Here is an 18,072-nt window from a genome sequence, read left to right as displayed (position 1 = left end):
TCAGCGCAGACGGGGATTGAGCGCATCGCGCAGCCAATCGCCCAGCAGGTTGACCACCAGCACGATCAGGCTCAGATACAGCGCGGGGAACACCACGACCCACCACTGCCCCGAAAACAGGAATTGGTTGCCCAGCCGGATCAGCGTGCCCAACGAAGGTTCGGTGGGCGGCATGCCGACGCCAAGAAAGCTGAGGGTGGCCTCGATCAGCACGGCCAGCCCCAGGTTCAGCGTGGCCGTCACCATCACGGGCGTCAGCGTGTTGGGCAGGATGTGCGTCAGCATGATGCGCAGCGAACTCACGCGGATCAGCCGCGCCGCCTGCACGTATTCCTTGCCGCGCTCGACCAGCGCCGACGCCCGTACCGTGCGCGCGTACTGCACCCAGTTGGTCATCGAGATGGCCAGGATCAGGATCACGGCCGACAGCGTTTCGCGCAGGCCCGGTGGCAGCAGTTGCCGAAACACCGCCGTCACCAGGATGGCCACGAGAATGGTGGGAATACTGAGCAGCGTGTCGCCCACGCGCATCAGGGCGTTGTCGACCCAGCCGCCGAAATAGCCGGCCGCCAAGCCCACCAGCAGACCGATCGCCAGCGACAGCACCACCGTGGCCAAGCCGATCGCCAGGGACATGCGCGAGCCGTACAGGATGGCCGACCACACATCGCGGCCCTGCGTGTCGGTGCCCAGCAGGAACTGCGGGTCGGCCCCGTCCACCCAGAAGGGCGGCAGCTCGGCGTTCAAGAGATCGAGCTGCGCCAGGTCATAGGGGTTCTGCGGCGCGATCCATGGGGCGAATATCGCCAGCAGCACCACGACCAGCAGTACGATGCCCGCCCCCATGGCCACGTAATCGTGTCGCAAACTCCACCACAGATCGCTTTGCAGGAAGCGGGACAGCCGGCTCTGCGCGCCGCCGGAAAAAGGTTTAGTGAGCATTGGCGCCTCCTTTGACGTGCTGGCTGCGCAGGCGCGGATCGACCACGCCATACATCATGTCCACCAGGGTGTTCAAAGCCACGAAGATGAAAGACACGATAACCAGATAGGCGGCCATGACGGGAATGTCCACGAACATGACCGACTGGATGAACAGCAGGCCCATGCCCGGCCACTGGAATACGGTTTCGGTGATGAGCGCGAAGGCGATCAGGTTGCCGATCTGCATGCCGGTCACGGTGATGACGGGCATCAGGCAGTTGCGCAGCGCCAGGCGGAAATGCACGATGCGATCCGGCAGGCCGCGCGCGCGGGCGAACTTGATGAATTCGGTGCGCAACGTTTCGAGCATTTCGGCGCGCACCAGCCGCATGATGAGCGTGATCTGGAACAGAGCCAGGGTGATCGACGGCAGCACCAGCGCGGCGCGGCCGGATGGCGTCAACAGGCCGGTGGACCACCAGCCTATCTTGACCGTCTCGCCCCGGCCGAAGCCGGGCAGCCAACCCAGCTGCACCGAGAAAATCAGGATCAGCATGATGCCGACCACGAAGCTGGGCAGCGAGATTCCAAGAATGGACACGAACTGCAAGGCCTGCGCCAGGCGCGACTTGCGGTAGATGGCGGTGAGCACTCCCAGCGGCACGCCGATCACCAGCGACAGCAGCGTAGCCATCATCACCAGCTCGAAGGTGGCGGGAAAGCGCTCGGCCACCAGCGCAAAAACGTCCTGCTGGTTGCGGTACGAGATGCCGAACTCGCCCTGCGCCGCGTTGGTGACGAAGTGCACGAACTGCATGCCCACCGACGCATTCAGCCCCAGGCGCTCGCGCAGCTCGTCGCGCTGCGTCTGCGAGGCTTGCTCGTTGAGCATCATGTCGACGGGGTCGCCGACAAAACGAAATATCACGAAGGCCAGCAACGCCACCGCCAGCATCACGCCAACCGCGTTACAGACCCGTCTAACGATGAATGCCAGCATGTGCGGCCTCCTTCAGACCCGATATCGGACTTGCATGGCGCCGCGCGCGGGGCGCGGCGCCCTCACGCACGGCGCGCTACTGCATGCGCACCGTCCACAGCCGCGCCTTGTTGTCCGGCATTTGCAGCACGTCGCCCACCTTGTCGCCCACGGCCCAGGCCATCGGCTGCTGGTGCAGCGGCAGGAAGCGCACGTCGTCATGCAGGGTCTGCAATACCTCGGCCATCATCTGCACGCGCTTGTCGCGGTTCATCTCGCCAGCCGCCGCGTCGATCTTGGCGTCCAGCGCGGCATCGCCCCACTGGCCCCAGTTGAAGACGCCAGCCGGGCCGGTGCGGCTGTGCATCACTTGCAGCAGGATCGACAGCGCATCGATCTGCGGCTCATTCGCCCAGCCGTGGATGGTGATATCGAACTCGCCGCGCGCGCGCTTCGGGTTCTGGAGCGAACGCGGTCCGCTGGCCAGCGACGCCTTCACGCCGATGCGCGCCCACATCGACGCGGCGGCCTGGCACAGCTCTTCCTCGTTCACGAACATGTCGTTCGAGCACAGCAGCGACAAGGTGAAGCCGTCGGGATAGCCGGCGTCGGCCAGAAGCTGCTTGGCCTTGGCCGTGTCGAACGGCAAGCGCACTTCCTGCTTGACGTCGTAGCCGGGAATGGACGGAGCCACCAGCGCGCCGGTGGTGCGCGAGAGCCCGCGCATCACGCGCTTTTGCAGCAGGTCGGGCGACAGCGCCATGTACAGCGCCTGACGCACGCGCAGGTCTTTCAGCGGGTTCTTGTCAGTGATGTTCGAGCCCACGAGCTTGTCGCCCAGGTTCATGCCGAAGTACAGCGTGCGCAATTCGGTGGCGGCCAACACCTTCACGTTCGAGGCGGCGCGCAGGCGGTCCAGGTCTTGCAGCGGCGCGTTCTCGGTGAAATTGATGTCGCCGGACAGCAGCGCCGCCACGCGTGTCGGCGCGGAAGCGATCGGCGTGAATTCAATGCGATCCAGGTTGTGGCGGGGCTTGTCCCACCAGTCTTTGTTCACGACCAGCACGGTGCGCGTGTCCGGCCGGTACGACTCGACCTTGAACGGGCCGGTGCCATTGGCGTTGTGCGTGGCGTAGCCTTCGATCTTCTTGGCGGCGTCGGTCGGACGGGTGCTGTTGTTGTCCACCAGCCACTGACGATTGAAGATGAAAATGTTGGTCAGATCGTTCAGCATCAGCGGATACGGATGCGTCATTTCGATGTCGACCGTGTAGTCGTCCACCTTGCGCACGGCCTTGAACGCCGGCAGATTGCCCTTGAGCGGCGAGGCCTCGTCGGACACGCGGGTCATCGAGGCCACCACGTCGTCCGCCGAGAACGACGCGCCATTGTGAAACTTCACGCCCTGGCGCAGCTTGAAGCGCAGCACCGTGGGCGAGACGGCTTCCCAGGATTCGGCCAGCGCTGGCGTGATGTTGAACTTGTCGTCGTAGCGGATCAGCGCTTCGTAGACATGGTTCAGGAAGGCCAGGTTGAATGTGCTGCCGTAGGAATACGGGTCCAGCGAATCGAGGTCGCGCGCGGCGCCCCATTTGAGCGTGTTGGCGGCCGAAGCCCCCGTGATGGCCGACAGCGCGATCACCGCGCCTGCGGTCCATTTAAGCAACGTCTTCATGGCTGCAACTCTCCCTTGTCTATCGGGCGCTTGACCCGGTTTGATGTCGCCGGGTCGGGCCCGGCGCGATTTGGATCGCGAACGGACCTGGCCCGTCAGGTCAACGCGCACAGGCGTTGCGCCCGCTCCAGCGAAGCCAGGGCCAGTACTTGCGCCAGCGCGGCGCGGTAGGAATCGATGATGGGCACGGAGGGCCGGCGCGGCAGCACCGGCAGATAGCCGGCCAGCGCGGCCCCGGCCACGATGATCACGTCGGCGCCCTCGGCCACCGCCGCCTCCAGCGCGCGGCTGACGGCGGCGGCCGATTCGGGCGAGCGCGATACGTAGTCCAGCGCATTGCCCGGCAAGGCGATGATGGCGGCGCAGCGGGCGTCCAGGCCCAGTTGGCGGATCTGTTCGCGCAACATGCCCGGCCAGCGCTGCCCCACGGTGACGATGGCGTAGCGGTCGCCGCGCTGCATGGCGGCCATGATGGAGGCCTCGGCCATGCCCACGACCGGCACGCTCAGGCATTCGCGCACGGCGCCGATGCCCGGTTCGCCGAAACAGGCCAGCACGCAGGCATCGAACGGCGCTTCGGCGCGGGCCACTTCGCGTTCCACGGTTTCCAGCACCGCGTGCGCCGCCACGGCGGCCTCGACGCGGCTGGCGATATAGGCGGGCCCGAACAAGGCCGTGACGGCATGCACGTGGGCTGCGCCATCAAAGAACACGCGCGCCTGGGCGGCCAGGCTATGGGTCAGGTCGGACGTAGTGTTGCCGTTGACCACCAGCAGGCGGTACGGGGCATGGGCGGGCCGGTCGATGGCGACGGCGTCGGTCAGGGCTGGCATAAAACAAACCTCGGTCGGTTTGTATACAAGTTGATTTATCAATACATCCATGTACGGATAGTTTTGTATAAATGTTTGTATACGATTTATGCCGACAATGTACGCCGTTGGATCCCTCATTCAAGCTATCGCTAACCCTTAGCGGCGGTTGTAGTATGCTTGCCCACACCCGCGGTGCGCAGCGGCTGCGGCACTCACAGCCGAAGTATTACAACGACAATGACAACAAGAGCGCGCCCGTTCAGGAGCCACACAAGACGATGAAACCTCTCGCGCAGCCGGCCAATGAGCCCGCCAAGAAAGACACAAATCGCAGCGAAATCGTATACATAAATTTGCGCCGCGCCATCATCGAGCAGGCCTTGCTGCCGGGCGACAAGCTGCCCGAGGACATCATCGGAGAACGTTTCGGCGTCAGCCGCACGATTGTTCGCGGGGTGTTGACGCGGCTGTTCAGCGAGGGGCTGGTGGACTTGCGCCCCAATCGCGGCGCGGCGGTCGCGCGCCCCAGTCTGGAAGAAGCCCACGATATTTTCGAAGCGCGGCGCTGCCTGGAGCGCGACGTGGCCCGGCGCCTGCTGCAACACATCACCGAGGCGGGCCTGACGCGGCTGGCGCGGCATGTGGAAGAAGAGGAAGCGGCCCGCAAGCGCAACAGCACGAATGAATCCATCCGGCTGTCCGGCGAATTCCACATCCTGATGGCCGAGCTGTCTGGCAACGCTGTCTATGCCCGCTACGTGAACGAGATCGTGTCGCGCTGCTCGCTGATCCTGGCGCTATATGGCCGGCCGCATTCCAGCGAATGCGCCGTCAGCGAACACCGCGACATCGTGCAGGGCTTGCGCGCGCGCGACGAAAAGCACGTGCTGCATCTGCTGGAACATCATCTGGAATCCGTCACCGCGCGCGCCCTGTTGAGCACCGACGGGTCCGGCGTGCGCGATATACGAAAGATCCTGGACCGTTACGGGACTTGATTGGGTCGGCGCTTGAGCGCGTTGGCTTGCCGGCGGACGAACCCGCGACGCTTGAATTTTGGCGCTTGAATTTGGCCGCTTGAATTTGGCCGCTTGAATTTGGGCGCTTGAAAATTTGGCGCCTGAATCTGGCGCTTGCAGGCCGCCCCTCTCGCGCGTGCAGGGCGCCGCGCGAAACGCGCGAGCGTCCAGACGCGGCATAGGGGCGAACCCGCCCGAGGGGCGTGAGAGTCCAGCACGAATGAGAAAAGCGCCCGGTCGGGGCGCTTTTTCGTTCGGGCACTTAGATTTCGCGTTCTTCCGTCTTGAGGTTGTTGTCGCGAGCGAAATCAACCACGAACTTGTACGCCAACGGTTCCAGGTCGCGCAAACGCAAGTCGACCACGATACCGCGCACACCGTCGATCACGACGGGCAGCACATAAGGCGAATAAGTGAGGTGGTTACCAGCACAGCCGGCGGGCCGGAACTGTGCCATTACGCCAGCGAGCCGCTCCGCCCAATCGCTGGGGCGGAATCGGCTACCGCTTTCGGTAACGCCATGAATTACGAATTGTCTGACGCGAGTTGCCATGAGTTCTTCACTACAGCGCGCCTTTCACGAAAGCCGGATCTTCGGCGTGATCAAACATGCGCCCTGCGCCGCGAATTGTATATGATTGATCCTTTGCCCTCTTCCAAAAGCCGATTCCGCCCCGCTTTCGCCGGGGAATCCATCGAATTGAGGGCGGCTTTTTGGTAATCCCCCAGGAGGATCCGCAATGACCTCGCCTCTGGCCAATATCTATGCCCGCCTGCCGGTCGCGTTCACGCACGGCCAGGGCGTATGGTTGTGGGATGCCGAAGGGCGCAAATACCTGGACGCGCTGGCCGGCATCGGCGTGTCCTGCCTGGGTCATGCCCATCCGAAATTGGTGGCCGCCATCAGCGAGCAGGCGGCGCGCGTCATCCACACCTCGAACATCTACGAAATTCCGCAGCAAACGGCGCTGGCCGCCCGCCTGACCGCGTTGTCGGGCATGCAGGAAGTGGCCTTTTGCAATTCTGGCTCCGAAGCCAACGAAGCCGCCATCAAGCTGGCGCGCTATTACGCCTACCAGCGCGGCAACCAGCACGCCCACATCATCACCATGGATTCGTCCTGGCATGGCCGCACGCTGGCCACGCTGGCGGCCACCGGCAGCGACAAGGCGCGCAAGGGTTTCGAACCGCTGCCCAGCGGTTTCATCCAGGTGCCCTATAACGACCTGGACGCCGTGCGCGCGGCGGGCGATGCCGAACCGCGCACCACGGCAGTGCTGCTCGAAGTCTTGCAGGGCGAAGGCGGCATCCGCCCTTCCGACCTGGCCTATTTGCAGGAAGTGCGCGCGCTGTGCACCGAGCGCGGCTGGCTGCTGATGATCGATGAAGTGCAATCCGGCATCGGCCGCACGGGCAAGTGGTTCGCGCACCAGTGGGCCGATGTCAAGCCCGACGTCATGACGCTGGCCAAGGGGCTGGCTGGCGGCGTGCCCATCGGCGCGATGCTGGCCGCCGGCCCCGCCGCTGGCGTGTTCACGCCGGGCAGCCATGGCACCACGTTCGGCGGCGGCCCGCTGGTCTGCGCGGCGGGCCTGGCGGTGCTCGACACACTTGAAAACGATCGATTGCTGGACAACGCCCACACCGTGGGTAGCTACCTGAAAGAGACGCTGGCAGACGCCTTGGCGGGCACCAAGGGCGTCACCGAAGTGCGTGGCCGTGGCCTGATGCTGGGCATCGAGCTCGCGCGTCCCTGCGGCGTGCTGGCGCTGCGCGCGATGCAGGCCGGCCTGCTCATCAACGTTACGCGCGACCGTGTCATCCGCATGCTGCCGCCGCTGATCCTGACCAAGCAAGAGGCGGACCAGATCGTCGCCACCCTGGTTCCGCTCATCCAACAATTTCTGGCCGAACAACCATAATCAACGTCCCGATCGGGCCACGAGCCCGGACGGGCCCAATGACCTCGCGACAACACCATGACTCCTCCCACGACTCAAAACGGCCCGTTGCGGCATTTCCTCCAGTTCAAGGACTTCTCGTCCGCCGAAATCGCCTACGTGCTGGACCGCGCACGCCTGATCAAGGAAAAGTTCAAGCGCTACGAACCCCATATGCCGCTGCACGACCGCACGCTGGCGATGGTGTTTGAAAAGGCCAGCACCCGCACCCGCGTGTCGTTCGAAGCCGGCATGTACCAGATGGGCGGTTCGGTCATCAACCTGACCTCCAACGACTCGCAACTGGGCCGCTCCGAACCCATCGAGGACACCGCGCGCGTCATCTCGCGCATGGTCGACATCGTCATGATCCGCACGTTCGAGCAAACCCGCATCGAGCGCTTCGCGTCGCATTCGCGCGTGCCGGTCATCAACGGCCTGACCAACGAATTCCACCCCTGCCAGATCCTGGCCGACATCTTCACCTACATCGAACATCGCGGCCCCATCGCGGGCAAGACGGTGGCCTGGGTGGGCGACGCCAACAACATGGCCTACACCTGGCTGCACGCCGCCGAAATGCTGGGCTTCACGCTGCACGTGTCCACGCCTGCCGGCTACGAACTCGAAGCCGCCCGCATCGGCACGCCGTCGGACAAGGTGCTGCGCCAGTTCAAGGATCCCATGCAAGCGTGCCAGGGCGCGCATCTGGTCACCACCGACGTGTGGACCAGCATGGGCTACGAGGCCGAAAACGAAGAACGCCGCGCCGCGTTCGCCGACTGGTGCGTGGACGCCGAGATGATGGCCGCCGCCGACCCCGAAGCCGTCTTCATGCACTGCCTGCCCGCGCACCGTGGCGAGGAAGTCACCGGCGAAGTCATCGACGGCCCGCAGAGCGTGGTCTGGGACGAAGCCGAAAACCGCCTGCACGTTCAAAAGGCGCTGATGGAATTCCTGCTGCTGGGCCAGATCAAATAAGCCTGCGGTAAAGAAAGAAGGGCCTGGATATCTGCTGATATCCAGGCCCTTTTGTTTGGATGGCGTTCAACCCGGGCGTTCAGCGCCAGCGTCCAGCCCAAGCGCTTAGCGCAGGCAGGCATTCAACCCAATCGTTCAGCCCGAGCATTCAACCAAAGCGTTCAACGCAGTCGATCAACCCAAGCTTTCAGCGCAGCGTGCGTTCCCACTGCGTGATGGCGTCCACCACTTCCTGCGGCTTTTCAGGCACCAGCGCGTGGCCCGCCCCGGCGATAACCACCACGGACACGCGCTCGCCGAATTCGTCGCGGATTTCGTTGCGCGTGGCCGGCGGCTTGAACAGATCCAGTTCGGCCTGCAAGTCCAGCAGCGGCTTGGCGCCGCCCGACCACCAATCGGATTGGCGAGTGGCCTTGCCCGCCAGACGCTGGCTTTCACTGACGTCCGGATACCAGCCGTTCAGCCAGACGCGCGCGTCGTTGCCGGGCGCGAAGAAGGCGTACTGGATGGAGGCCAGGCGCTCGGCGTCGGGCAAGGACAGTTCGGCGCTGCGGTCCACGTGTTCGCTCAGGCCCTTGGGATATTGCTTGGCCGCGGCCGCCACGATCACCACGCCGCGCACGAGTTCCGGGTGATCCACGCCGGTCGCGCGAGCCACCCAATTGCCGAACGCGTGGCCGACCATCACGACCGGCTCGCGCGCCACGTTGCGTATCACGGCGGCCTGGTCATCGGCCAGGTCATGCAGCGTAATGCCGGACATGGGCCCGGTACTGCCGCCGATGCCGCGCGGCTGCGGACGCAGCACGCGGTAGCCGGCCTTTGCGAAGCGAGCGGCCAGCTCGTCGAAGTCCTGCGCGCCGCGTCCGCGCGACGGCAGCAACACCAGCGCGGGCCCCTGCCCCTGCTCCAGCACTTCGATCGACGCGCCATTGCCCACCAGCACGTTGACCCGCTTGGGCACATCGGCCAGCGCCGGCGTAGCCGCCACCACCGCGCACGCCATCGTCAGCCCGGTCAGCCCGGTCAGCCATTGCTTCATCATCATGTCTCCTTGCCGGCCTGCGCCGGACTGCCCTTAAAGGATCTTCTGGAACATCGTGCGGCGGGTGTTGCGAAACGAAGGGCGCACGCGGCTGCTCCAGTCGGTGGCGCGCACGGCAAGCCACGGCGGACTGCCGAAGGTTTCGCGGGTGGCCAGGTCGTAGCAAGCCAGGTATCGCGGCGACTCGTCGCGGCATTCGTAGCGCATCGCTCGCACCGTGCCGGGCACCGAGGCCAACCCGGGCAGATGCTCCTGGTCATACCAGGCGTTCAGATCCTGCTCGGCTTCGGGCAGCACATCGGTTTCCACGATGTAGTGCCACGGGGCGTCCTGCCCTGCCGACGCGCCGGGCAGATCCAGCGTCCGGTGCAGCACGCGTGCCCGGGCGCCCGGAAAGCTCTCGGCCAAGCGCGCCTGGATTTCCGCCAGCGCGGGCGCAGCCCCTCGCACGTACACATACGTGTCCGCTTCGTCTACCGCCGCGAAGGCGCTGACGCCAACGCCGTCCAATCCGCCGGTCAGGCGCTGCGCCATGTCGGCCGCGCGCGCGTGGTCGAAGCGTTCACCCAAGGACACCAGCAATATCGTTTCCTGCACTGTCTTCTCCTTTCAATGGCCGACGCGTAACGCCACGAGGAAGCGCGACACCATGTTGTAGGCGCCCACCGTCGCGGCCAACTCGACCAGTTGCGTGTCATCGTAGCGAGCGCGCACGGGTGCGAACACCGCGTCGGGCACCTCGATGTCGCGCGTCATGGCGTCGGTCAGCGCCAGCACCTCGGCCTCGCCGGGAGCCAGACCCTGCACTTCCTGGGGCGCCGGGTTGGCGCGCAAGGCATCGATCACTGCCTGCGGCATGCCGCCCGCCAAGGCATGCGGCACGTGCGCGTCGAATTCATAAGGGGCGTTGTTCAGGGTCGCCACGCGCAGGATGATGAGTTCGCGCAAACGCGGCGACAAGGACGTCTTCTGGCGGATCGCGGTCAGCATTGCTTCCCAGCCATCCACCACGGCGGGGCTGTTCAACAACACCTGATAGAGCGGCGAAATGCGGCCGCGCGCGGCGCTGATGCGCGCTTCGAGCGGGGCCAGTTCCTGGCGCGTGCCCGGTACGACGGGCGTGACTCGGCTGGCGCTCATGCTTACTCCGGACGGATGTTCTTGCGCTGGATCAGCGCGGTCCACTTGTCGCGATCGGACGCGATCAGCGCGGCCAATTCCTGCGGCGAGCTTGGGGCGGCCTCTGCGCCGAACTTCTCAAGCTTGGCGCGTACCGCTTCGTTGCCCAGCGCCGCCCGCACGGCCTGATTCAATTTGTCGACCGTTGCGGCCGGCGTGGACGACGGCGCCACGATGCCGTACCAGTTGTTCGACTCGACACCCGCAATGCCTTGTTCCGCCAGCGTCTTCACGTCGGGCAGCAGCGGGTGGCGCGTCGGTGCGGCAATACCCAGCGGCTTGAGCTTGCCGCCCTGGATATGGCCGATCAGTCCCGGCACGTCGCCGAAGAAGCCCGCCACCTGATTGCCCATCACGTCGTTGATGACGGGCGCGGCACCCTTGTACGGCACGTGCAGCACCTTTGCCTTGCTGGCGTCGGCGAACATTTCCATCGTCAGGTGCGGAATGCTGCCGATGCCCGATGAACCGATCGCCACCGACTGCGACGCCGCCTGCGACTTTTTGACGAAGTCCGCCGCGTCGGTCGCCGGGTTGGCCGGATTCACGACGAAGACCGTCGCGTTGTTCACCACCCTGGACACTGGCGCAAAGTCGCGCACCGGGTCGTAGGGCAGGTCTTTGTACAGCGCCGGGCTGATCGCCACCGCGCCCACGCTGGTCAGAAACAGCACCGAGCCATCGCCCGGCGCCTTGGCGACGTAGGCCGCAGCGATGTTGCCGTTGGCGCCGGCCTTGTTTTCGACGATGACGTTCTGCTTGAGCTCTTTACCCAGTTGTTCGGCCAGCACCCGGCCGACCAGATCCACCGGCCCGCCGGGCGGGAATGCAATGATCAGGCGGACCGGGCCGTCAGCTTGGGCCGCGCCTACCGCGGACAGACTCAGCACGGTGGCCGAAAGCAATTTCTTGAACATGATGTCTCCTCGTTGAATCGATGTTTTTTTGCAGCCGCCGGCATCACGGCCTCGGCTTGCGGAGGGTCAGTTGAATCCGTACAGCCTGGCCGGGTTGTCCACCAATACCAGTTGGCGCTGCGCGGCATCCGGGCAGGCCTGGAAGAATGTGTCCACGAGCTCGCCATCATCGGGCATGTCGCCGGCAACATTGGGATGCGGCCAGTCCGTGCCCCACAGGCAGCGCTCGGGCATGGCGTTCACCAACGCCTGGACAAAGGGAATGCCTTCGGCAAAGGGACGCTTGCCGGATGCGATGCGGTCGATGCCGGACACCTTGACCCACGCCTGCGGCACATCGGCCAGCGTCAGCAACGCGCGCATCGCGGGCGAATCCAGGCCATCCGCCGCCTTCAGCCGGCCCATGTGGTCGACCACGAAAGGCACCGGCAAGGCCAAGAGGCGCGGCAGCAGCTCGGGCAGCATCGCGCCGTCCACATGCAGGCAAAGATGCCAGCCCAGCGGTGCGATGAGCGCGACGACGTGGTCGAACACGGCCGGGTCCGGCGCTCCGCCCAGGTGCGGCACGAAGTTGAAGCGCGCAGCGCGCACGCCGCCATCATGCAGTCGCCGCACGCTGGCCGCCGTGGCGTCGGCTCCCAGCAGCGCCACGCCGCGATAGCGGCCGCCGCTTTGCGCCAGCGCATCCAGCAGCGCGCTGTGGTCCGAACCATGGCAATTGGCCTGCACCACCACCGCGCGCTCGATGCCGAGGTGCGCGTGCAGCGCGGCCATGGCGGCATAGGGCGCGTCGGGCGGCGTGTAGGACCGGCCCTCGGCATAGGGGAAGACGTCGCCCGGCCCGAAGACATGGCAATGCGCGTCGCAAGCGCCCGGCGGCAAGGCATGGCGAGGACGGGACGGAGACGCAAGTGGCGGGCGGCAATCGGGCACAGTCGGTTCCTGCTGGAAAAACGACATCGTCGCGGATTGCGAGGCGACTAACAATGCTATATCTTTGATTTCAGATATTGAAAAAGCGTATATCTCATGGACCTCAAGCAGATCGAGTACTTCGTCTGCGTAGCGGAGCGGCGCAGCTTTTCGGGCGCCGCCCAGATCCTCGACGTGGCGCAGCCCACCTTGAGCCGGCAAGTGCGCCTGCTGGAACTGGAGCTGGGCCAGCACCTGCTGTATCGCAACGGCCGGGGCGCGGAGCCCACCGAAGCCGGCCTGCGCTTCCTGGAACACGCGCGCGCGCTGCTGACGCTGGCCGAACGCGCCAAGGAAGATTTGCAGACCTTGCGCGCCACGCCCACCGGCAAGGTGGTGGTCGGCTTGCCGCCACGCATCGCGCGCGTGTTGACGCCTCCGCTCGTGCAGGCGTTTCGACGGGGCTTTCCCGATGCGTCCATCGCGGTCGCCGAGGGCTTGAGTGCGCAGGTGCGCGAATGGTTGCTGGCCGGCCGCGTGGACCTGGCCCTGCTTTACGACCCCGCGCCCTCGCCCCAGCTTGCGTATGAATCGCTGTTCCGCGAAGACCTGGTGCTGGCTGCGGCGGCGGATCATCAGCCGCCGCTGCCTGCCCGGGTGACGGTCGCGCAATTGGGCGGTTATCCGCTGGTGCTGCCCAGCCTGCCCAATGCGATCCGGACCCTGGTTGAAAGCGTGTGCCGCGCGCAAGGCGTGCGGCTGAAGGTGGCGGCCGAGGTCGACGCGGTACAGACCATTGTGGAACTTGCCGCGCAAGGCGACGCCTACGCCATCCTGCCGCGCTCGGCCGCGCGCGGCCCTGCCGCCGAGCACGCGCTGTCGCTTTGCGACATCGAATCGCCCCGGATCACCAACAACCTGGTGCTCGCCAGCGCCCGCCACCGGCCGGCAACGCGCCTGGCGAGTGCCACCGCGCAGCTGATCCGGCAACTGAAACTTTCCGAACTGTTCGCGCCGGCCGGCTGATGCCCACTGGCGGGCTGCGGGTTGCGGGTTGCGGGTTGCGGCGACCCGTAGCTGGCCCCCCGGGGCAAAAGAGTTAAAATGCCCGCTACCTTTCTTGTTTGGCGGCTCGTTGCTGTCAAAGTCCTGTTGGCCCATCACCTCAAACAATGACCACTATCCTCCCGAACCTTCCCACCGGCCAGAAGGTCGGCATCGCCTTTTCCGGCGGCCTCGACACCAGCGCAGCCCTGCTGTGGATGCGCAATAACGGCGCCATCCCCTACGCCTACACCGCGAACCTGGGCCAGCCCGACGAGTCCGACTACGACGAAATCCCCCGCAAGGCCCTGGCCTACGGCGCCGAAAATGCCCGCCTGATCGACTGCCGCGCGCAGTTGGTGGCCGAAGGCATCGCCGCCCTGCAATCGGGCGCGTTCCACATCTCGACCGCCGGCATCACCTACTTCAACACGACCCCCATCGGCCGCGCTGTCACCGGCACGATGCTGGTGGCCGCGATGAAGGAAGACGACGTCAACATCTGGGGCGACGGCAGCACGTTCAAGGGCAACGACATCGAGCGCTTCTACCGCTACGGCCTGTTGACCAACCCGGACCTGAAGATCTACAAGCCCTGGCTCGACCAGCGCTTCATCGACGAACTGGGCGGCCGTTCGGAAATGTCCGAGTACATGCGCCAAGCCGGCTTCGACTACAAGATGTCGGCCGAAAAAGCCTACTCGACCGACTCCAACCTGCTGGGCGCCACCCACGAAGCCAAGGACCTGGAACAACTGAACTCCGGCATCCGCATCGTCAAGCCCATCATGGGCGTGGCGTTCTGGCGCGATGACGTGGCCGTCAAGGCCGAAGAAGTCACCGTGCGCTTCGAAGAAGGCCAACCGGTCGCGCTGAACGGCGTCGAATACAGCGACCCGGTCGAACTGCTGCTGGAAGCGAACCGCATCGGCGGCCGTCACGGCCTGGGCATGAGCGACCAGATCGAAAACCGCATCATCGAAGCCAAGAGCCGCGGCATCTACGAAGCCCCGGGCCTGGCGCTGCTGTTCATCGCCTACGAACGCCTGGTCACCGGCATTCACAACGAAGACACCATCGAGCAGTACCGCGAAAACGGCCGCAAGCTGGGCCGCCTGCTGTACCAGGGCCGCTGGTTCGACCCGCAAGCCATCATGCTGCGCGAAACCGCCCAGCGCTGGGTTGCTCGCGCCATCACCGGCGAAGTCACGATCGAACTGCGTCGCGGCAACGACTATTCGCTGCTGAACACCGAATCGGCCAACCTGACCTACGCGCCCGAGCGCCTGTCGATGGAAAAGGTCGAGAACGCACCGTTCACGCCGGCCGACCGCATTGGCCAGCTGACCATGCGCAACCTGGACATCGTCGACACCCGCGAAAAGCTCTTCACCTACGTGAAGACCGGCTTGCTGGCATCGAGCGGCACGTCGCTGCCGCAACTGACGGACGCCGCCAAGAAGAAGTAATGCTTCAAGGCCTATGAAAAAACCCCTCGGCTTACACCGAGGGGTTTTTTTTCGCCCCGGCCGCGCAGGGCGACCAGGACACAAGGCAGGCAAGGCAGTTTTAAAGCTCGACCTGCATACCCATTTCCACCACACGGTTGGCGGGAATCTTGAAGAACTTGGTGCTGCGCGTGGAATTGCGCGCCATGAACGAAAACACGGCCCGGCGCCAACGCCACAACGCCGGCTTGCGCGCGGCCACCACGGTTTGGCGCGACAGGAAATAAGACGTGCGCATCGGCTCCAGGTCCAGCTCGGGATACGCCTCGGCCACCAGCCGCAGCGCCTCGGGCACGTCCGGGTCTTCCTTGAAGCCGTAGTTGACCGTCGCCGTCCAACTGGACGCAGACAGCTTGTTCACGTCGAAACGCTCTTCGGGCGAAACATAGGGCACGTCGGCCACCCGGATGGTCAGGAACAGCACGTGGTCGTGCAGCACCTTGTTGTGCTTCAGGTTATGCAGCAGCGCGGGCGGCACGTTGCCGGAATTCATCGTCATGAAGATCGCGGTGCCGGGCACGCGCGACGGCGGATACTCTTCCAGCTGCTCCATGAATTCCTTGAGCGGCTGGCGATCGCGCTGCTGCATGTCCGACAGCAGCCGGCGGCCCCGGCGCCAGGTCATCATCAGCGTGAACACCACGATGGCCACCAGCAGCGGCAACCAGCCACCCTCGTGGATCTTGAACACGTTGGCCGAAAACAGCAGCACATCGAACAGCAGCAAAAAGCCCAGCACGCCAAACCACAGCATGCGCTTGACGCCCGTGGAGCCGCGCGGCAGCACGGCGAACGCCAGCACGGACGTGGTCAGCATGGTGCCCGTCACGGCAAAGCCGTAGGCGGCGGCCAGGTTGTCGGAATTGCGGAACAGCAGCACCAGCACCAACACCGCGCACAACAGCAGCGCGTTGACCTGCGGCAGATAGATCTGGCCCTTCTCCACCGCCGAGGTGTGCAGGATCTGCATGCGCGGCCAGAAGCCCAGTTGCACCGCCTGACGCGTGACGGAATACGCGCCCGAGATCACGGCTTGCGAGGCCACGATGGTTGCGATGGTAGCCAGCGCCACCAGCGGCACCAGGCCCCAGTCGGGCGCCATCAGGAAGAACGGATTGCGTATGGCCTCGGGATCGCGCAACAGCAGCGCGCCCTGGCCGAAGTAGCACAGCGTCAAGGCGGGCAGCACCATGCTGAACCAGGCGCTGCGGATCGCGGGGCGGCCAAAGTGGCCCATGTCGGCATACAGCGCCTCGGCGCCGGTCAAGGCCAGCACGACGGCGCCCAGCAGCACGAAACTGATCAAGGGGAATTCGACGACGAAGCGCAGGCCCCACATGGGATTCAAGGCCGCCAGCACTTCGGGCGTCTGCCAGATCTGCCAGCCGCCCAGCGCCGCCAGCGTGCCGAACCAGACCAGCATCACCGGCCCGAACAGCTTGCCCATCAGGCCCGTGCCGTGCGACTGGATGGCGAACAGCGCCACCAGCACCACCAGCGCAATTGGCACCACCCAGGCGTCCAGGGTATGGGAAACGATGCCGATGCCTTCGAGCGCGGACAACACCGAAATAGCAGGCGTGATCATGCTGTCGCCATAGAACAGCGCCGCGCCGAAGATGCCCAGCACGATGAGCACCCAGCGCATCTTGCCATCGCGGTTACGCACCGCCAGCTCCAGCAGCGCAAGCGTGCCGCCCTCGCCCCGGTTGTCGGCGCGCAGCACCAGCGTCACGTACTTCAATGACACCACCACCATCAGCATCCAGAACAGGATGGACAGCACGCCCAACAGATGCGCGGGTTCCAGGTCGGTGTGCACGCTGAGGCCGGTCAGGCAGGCGCGCAACGTGTACAGCGGGCTGGTGCCGATGTCGCCGTACACCACGCCCAGCGCGCCCAGGATAAGCGCGGCGCGCGAGGACGGCGCATGCACGCCGCCCGCATGGGGGCCGGTGGGAAGGGGGGCACCAGCCGTGGCTTGGCTCATGATGTGGGTTCTTGACGGGTAAGTTGCGCCCCCTTGCGGGGGCCGGGGAACACGACGGAAAGCCGGGTTCCGGAGAAATCGGGGCGGCTGGTCAACTTCCACCAGGCGCCGTGCGCGTGCGCGATCTCGCGCACAATCGCCAGGCCCAGCCCCGAGCCGCCCGCCGTGGCGGTGGGTGATCGATAAAAGGCTTCGAAGACGCGGTCGCGCTCTTCAGGGGGAATGCCGGGGCCATCGTCCTCGACCGTCAACGACGGCGGATTGGCTCCCACGATCAACGTGATGCGGCCGGTTTCATTGCCGTAGCGCAAGGCGTTGTCGATCAGGTTGCCCAGCAGTTCGGCCAGCAGCAAGGGATCAGCGTCGATCCAGATGGGCGCATCGGGCGCAACCAGATCCAGTTCGTAGCGCGCCTCGCGCACGCGCGGAAACCATTCAGCGCCATGCACGCGGACCCATTCGCACAGGTCGATGCGCACGAAGCTGTCCTGCGGCCGGGCGTTGGGATCGGCGCGCGCCAGGACCAGCAGTTGCTGACCCAGCCGGATCATCCGGTCGCTCACGGCCTTGATGCGCTCGGCGCGCGCCCGCACGTCGTCGGGCAGCGGGCGAGCCAGCATCAATTCAGATTCCAGCCGCAGGCCAGACAAGGGGGTGCGCAGTTGGTGCGCCGCATGGCCGATGAAGCGGCGCTGCGCGGCCAGCGAGGCGTCCAGGCGCAGCAGCAGGTCGTTGGTGTGCGTGACCAGCGGTTCGATTTCGACCGGCACGCCCGCCACTTCCAGCGGCTGCATGTCATCGATGGAGCGTTGCCGGATTTCCTCGGACAGATGATTGACGGACCGCAGCCCGGATCGCACGCCCTGCACAACCACCCAGGTAAACAGCGCGATCAGCGCCACCTGCCCCACCACCATCAGCCAGAAGAAGTCTTCCAGCATCCACAGCGACATGTCGATCTTGTGCGTGATCACCCACGTTGCCGCCAGGTCCAGCAGGACAAGCAGCAGAATGGGCGGCATCAGCCGGATCACCAGATGCCGGGCAAGCGAGCGGGAGGGGAGCAAGGGGCGAGTCGCCTTGGGAGCGGGAGGAGTGCGTTCGTGCGTCATGACGCGAGACCCTCGCTTGGGTGGATGCAGAA

Annotated in this window: 17 protein-coding genes; 5 read left to right on the top strand and 12 right to left on the bottom strand. The window is 65.3% G+C overall.

The window, feature by feature from the left end; translation table 11 throughout:
• The 4 genes from API01S_RS11960 to API01S_RS11945 form a co-directional block, all read right to left on the bottom strand.
• Positions 1-942 (bottom strand): ABC transporter permease, encoded by a 942-nt coding sequence (locus API01S_RS11960; protein ID WP_006218452.1) that lies wholly within the window; start codon positions 940-942, stop codon positions 1-3.
• The gene (locus API01S_RS11955) at positions 932-1,924 is read right to left on the bottom strand and encodes an ABC transporter permease (protein WP_006218451.1); all 993 of its coding nucleotides are present in this window, start codon (positions 1,922-1,924) and stop codon (positions 932-934) included. The genes API01S_RS11960 and API01S_RS11955 overlap by 11 nt, the downstream gene beginning before the upstream one ends.
• A 76-nt stretch (positions 1,925-2,000) precedes the next feature.
• On the bottom strand, positions 2,001-3,578 hold the full coding sequence (locus tag API01S_RS11950; RefSeq protein WP_050727680.1) for an ABC transporter substrate-binding protein: 1,578 nt from the start codon (positions 3,576-3,578) through the stop codon (positions 2,001-2,003).
• Positions 3,579-3,673: 95 nt separating this feature from the next.
• On the bottom strand, positions 3,674-4,411 hold the full coding sequence (locus API01S_RS11945; RefSeq protein ID WP_061304570.1) for an aspartate/glutamate racemase family protein: 738 nt from the start codon (positions 4,409-4,411) through the stop codon (positions 3,674-3,676).
• 260 nt (positions 4,412-4,671) lie between these two features.
• On the opposite strand from API01S_RS11945, the gene API01S_RS11940 reads away from it, so the two are divergent.
• Positions 4,672-5,391, top strand: a complete 720-nt coding sequence (locus API01S_RS11940; protein WP_039883046.1) for a GntR family transcriptional regulator — start codon at positions 4,672-4,674, stop codon at positions 5,389-5,391.
• A 283-nt stretch (positions 5,392-5,674) separates the two neighbouring features.
• Here API01S_RS11940 and API01S_RS11935 read toward each other — a convergent pair whose 3' ends face one another.
• Positions 5,675-5,965: a DUF3579 domain-containing protein gene (locus API01S_RS11935; RefSeq protein WP_013392635.1), complete on the bottom strand. Its 291-nt coding sequence runs from the start codon at positions 5,963-5,965 to the stop codon at positions 5,675-5,677.
• 187 nt (positions 5,966-6,152) lie between these two features.
• On the opposite strand from API01S_RS11935, the gene API01S_RS11930 reads away from it, so the two are divergent.
• Entirely contained in the window at positions 6,153-7,334 is a 1,182-nt protein-coding gene (locus API01S_RS11930) for an aspartate aminotransferase family protein (RefSeq protein ID WP_061304568.1), read from the top strand.
• A gap of 57 nt (positions 7,335-7,391) precedes the next feature.
• On the top strand, positions 7,392-8,333 hold the full coding sequence (gene argF / locus API01S_RS11925) for an ornithine carbamoyltransferase (protein WP_039884000.1): 942 nt from the start codon (positions 7,392-7,394) through the stop codon (positions 8,331-8,333).
• Between the two features lie 187 nt (positions 8,334-8,520).
• Here the strand turns inward: argF and API01S_RS11920 are convergent, their stop codons facing one another.
• The 5 genes from API01S_RS11920 to API01S_RS11900 form a co-directional block, all read right to left on the bottom strand.
• Complete coding sequence (locus tag API01S_RS11920; RefSeq protein ID WP_084802413.1) at positions 8,521-9,381, bottom strand: alpha/beta fold hydrolase; 861 nt, start codon at positions 9,379-9,381, stop codon at positions 8,521-8,523.
• 30 nt (positions 9,382-9,411) lie between these two features.
• Positions 9,412-9,975 carry a DUF4286 family protein gene (locus tag API01S_RS11915; RefSeq protein WP_061304566.1) on the bottom strand — a complete coding sequence of 188 codons (564 nt, stop codon included), beginning with the start codon at positions 9,973-9,975 and terminating at the stop codon, positions 9,412-9,414.
• Between the two features lie 12 nt (positions 9,976-9,987).
• Positions 9,988-10,518: a carboxymuconolactone decarboxylase family protein gene (locus tag API01S_RS11910; protein ID WP_061304565.1), complete on the bottom strand. Its 531-nt coding sequence runs from the start codon at positions 10,516-10,518 to the stop codon at positions 9,988-9,990.
• Between the two features lie 2 nt (positions 10,519-10,520).
• Entirely contained in the window at positions 10,521-11,474 is a 954-nt protein-coding gene (locus API01S_RS11905; RefSeq protein ID WP_061304563.1) for a Bug family tripartite tricarboxylate transporter substrate binding protein, read from the bottom strand.
• A 66-nt stretch (positions 11,475-11,540) separates the two neighbouring features.
• Complete coding sequence (locus API01S_RS11900; protein ID WP_174544673.1) at positions 11,541-12,407, bottom strand: amidohydrolase family protein; 867 nt, start codon at positions 12,405-12,407, stop codon at positions 11,541-11,543.
• A gap of 96 nt (positions 12,408-12,503) precedes the next feature.
• On the opposite strand from API01S_RS11900, the gene API01S_RS11895 reads away from it, so the two are divergent.
• On the top strand, positions 12,504-13,412 hold the full coding sequence (locus tag API01S_RS11895; RefSeq protein ID WP_061304559.1) for a LysR family transcriptional regulator: 909 nt from the start codon (positions 12,504-12,506) through the stop codon (positions 13,410-13,412).
• A 146-nt stretch (positions 13,413-13,558) separates the two neighbouring features.
• Complete coding sequence (gene argG, locus API01S_RS11890) at positions 13,559-14,899, top strand: argininosuccinate synthase (protein WP_006218438.1); 1,341 nt, start codon at positions 13,559-13,561, stop codon at positions 14,897-14,899.
• Positions 14,900-14,999: 100 nt separating this feature from the next.
• On the opposite strand, the gene API01S_RS11885 is transcribed toward argG, so the two are convergent.
• Both API01S_RS11885 and API01S_RS11880 read right to left on the bottom strand, forming a co-directional pair.
• Positions 15,000-16,928 (bottom strand): potassium transporter Kup, encoded by a 1,929-nt coding sequence (locus tag API01S_RS11885; protein WP_006218437.1) that lies wholly within the window; start codon positions 16,926-16,928, stop codon positions 15,000-15,002.
• Positions 16,925-18,040: a sensor histidine kinase gene (locus tag API01S_RS11880; RefSeq protein WP_085947649.1), complete on the bottom strand. Its 1,116-nt coding sequence runs from the start codon at positions 18,038-18,040 to the stop codon at positions 16,925-16,927. Before API01S_RS11880 ends, API01S_RS11885 begins: the two co-directional genes overlap by 4 nt.
• Between the last annotated feature and the right edge of the window lie 32 nt (positions 18,041-18,072).

Origin of the sequence: Achromobacter piechaudii NBRC 102461 (assembly GCF_001571245.1) — a bacterium.
In the GTDB taxonomy this organism is placed as follows: Bacteria; Pseudomonadota; Gammaproteobacteria; order Burkholderiales; family Burkholderiaceae_B; genus Achromobacter; species Achromobacter piechaudii.
This window is presented reverse-complemented; position numbering and strand designations above follow the sequence as displayed.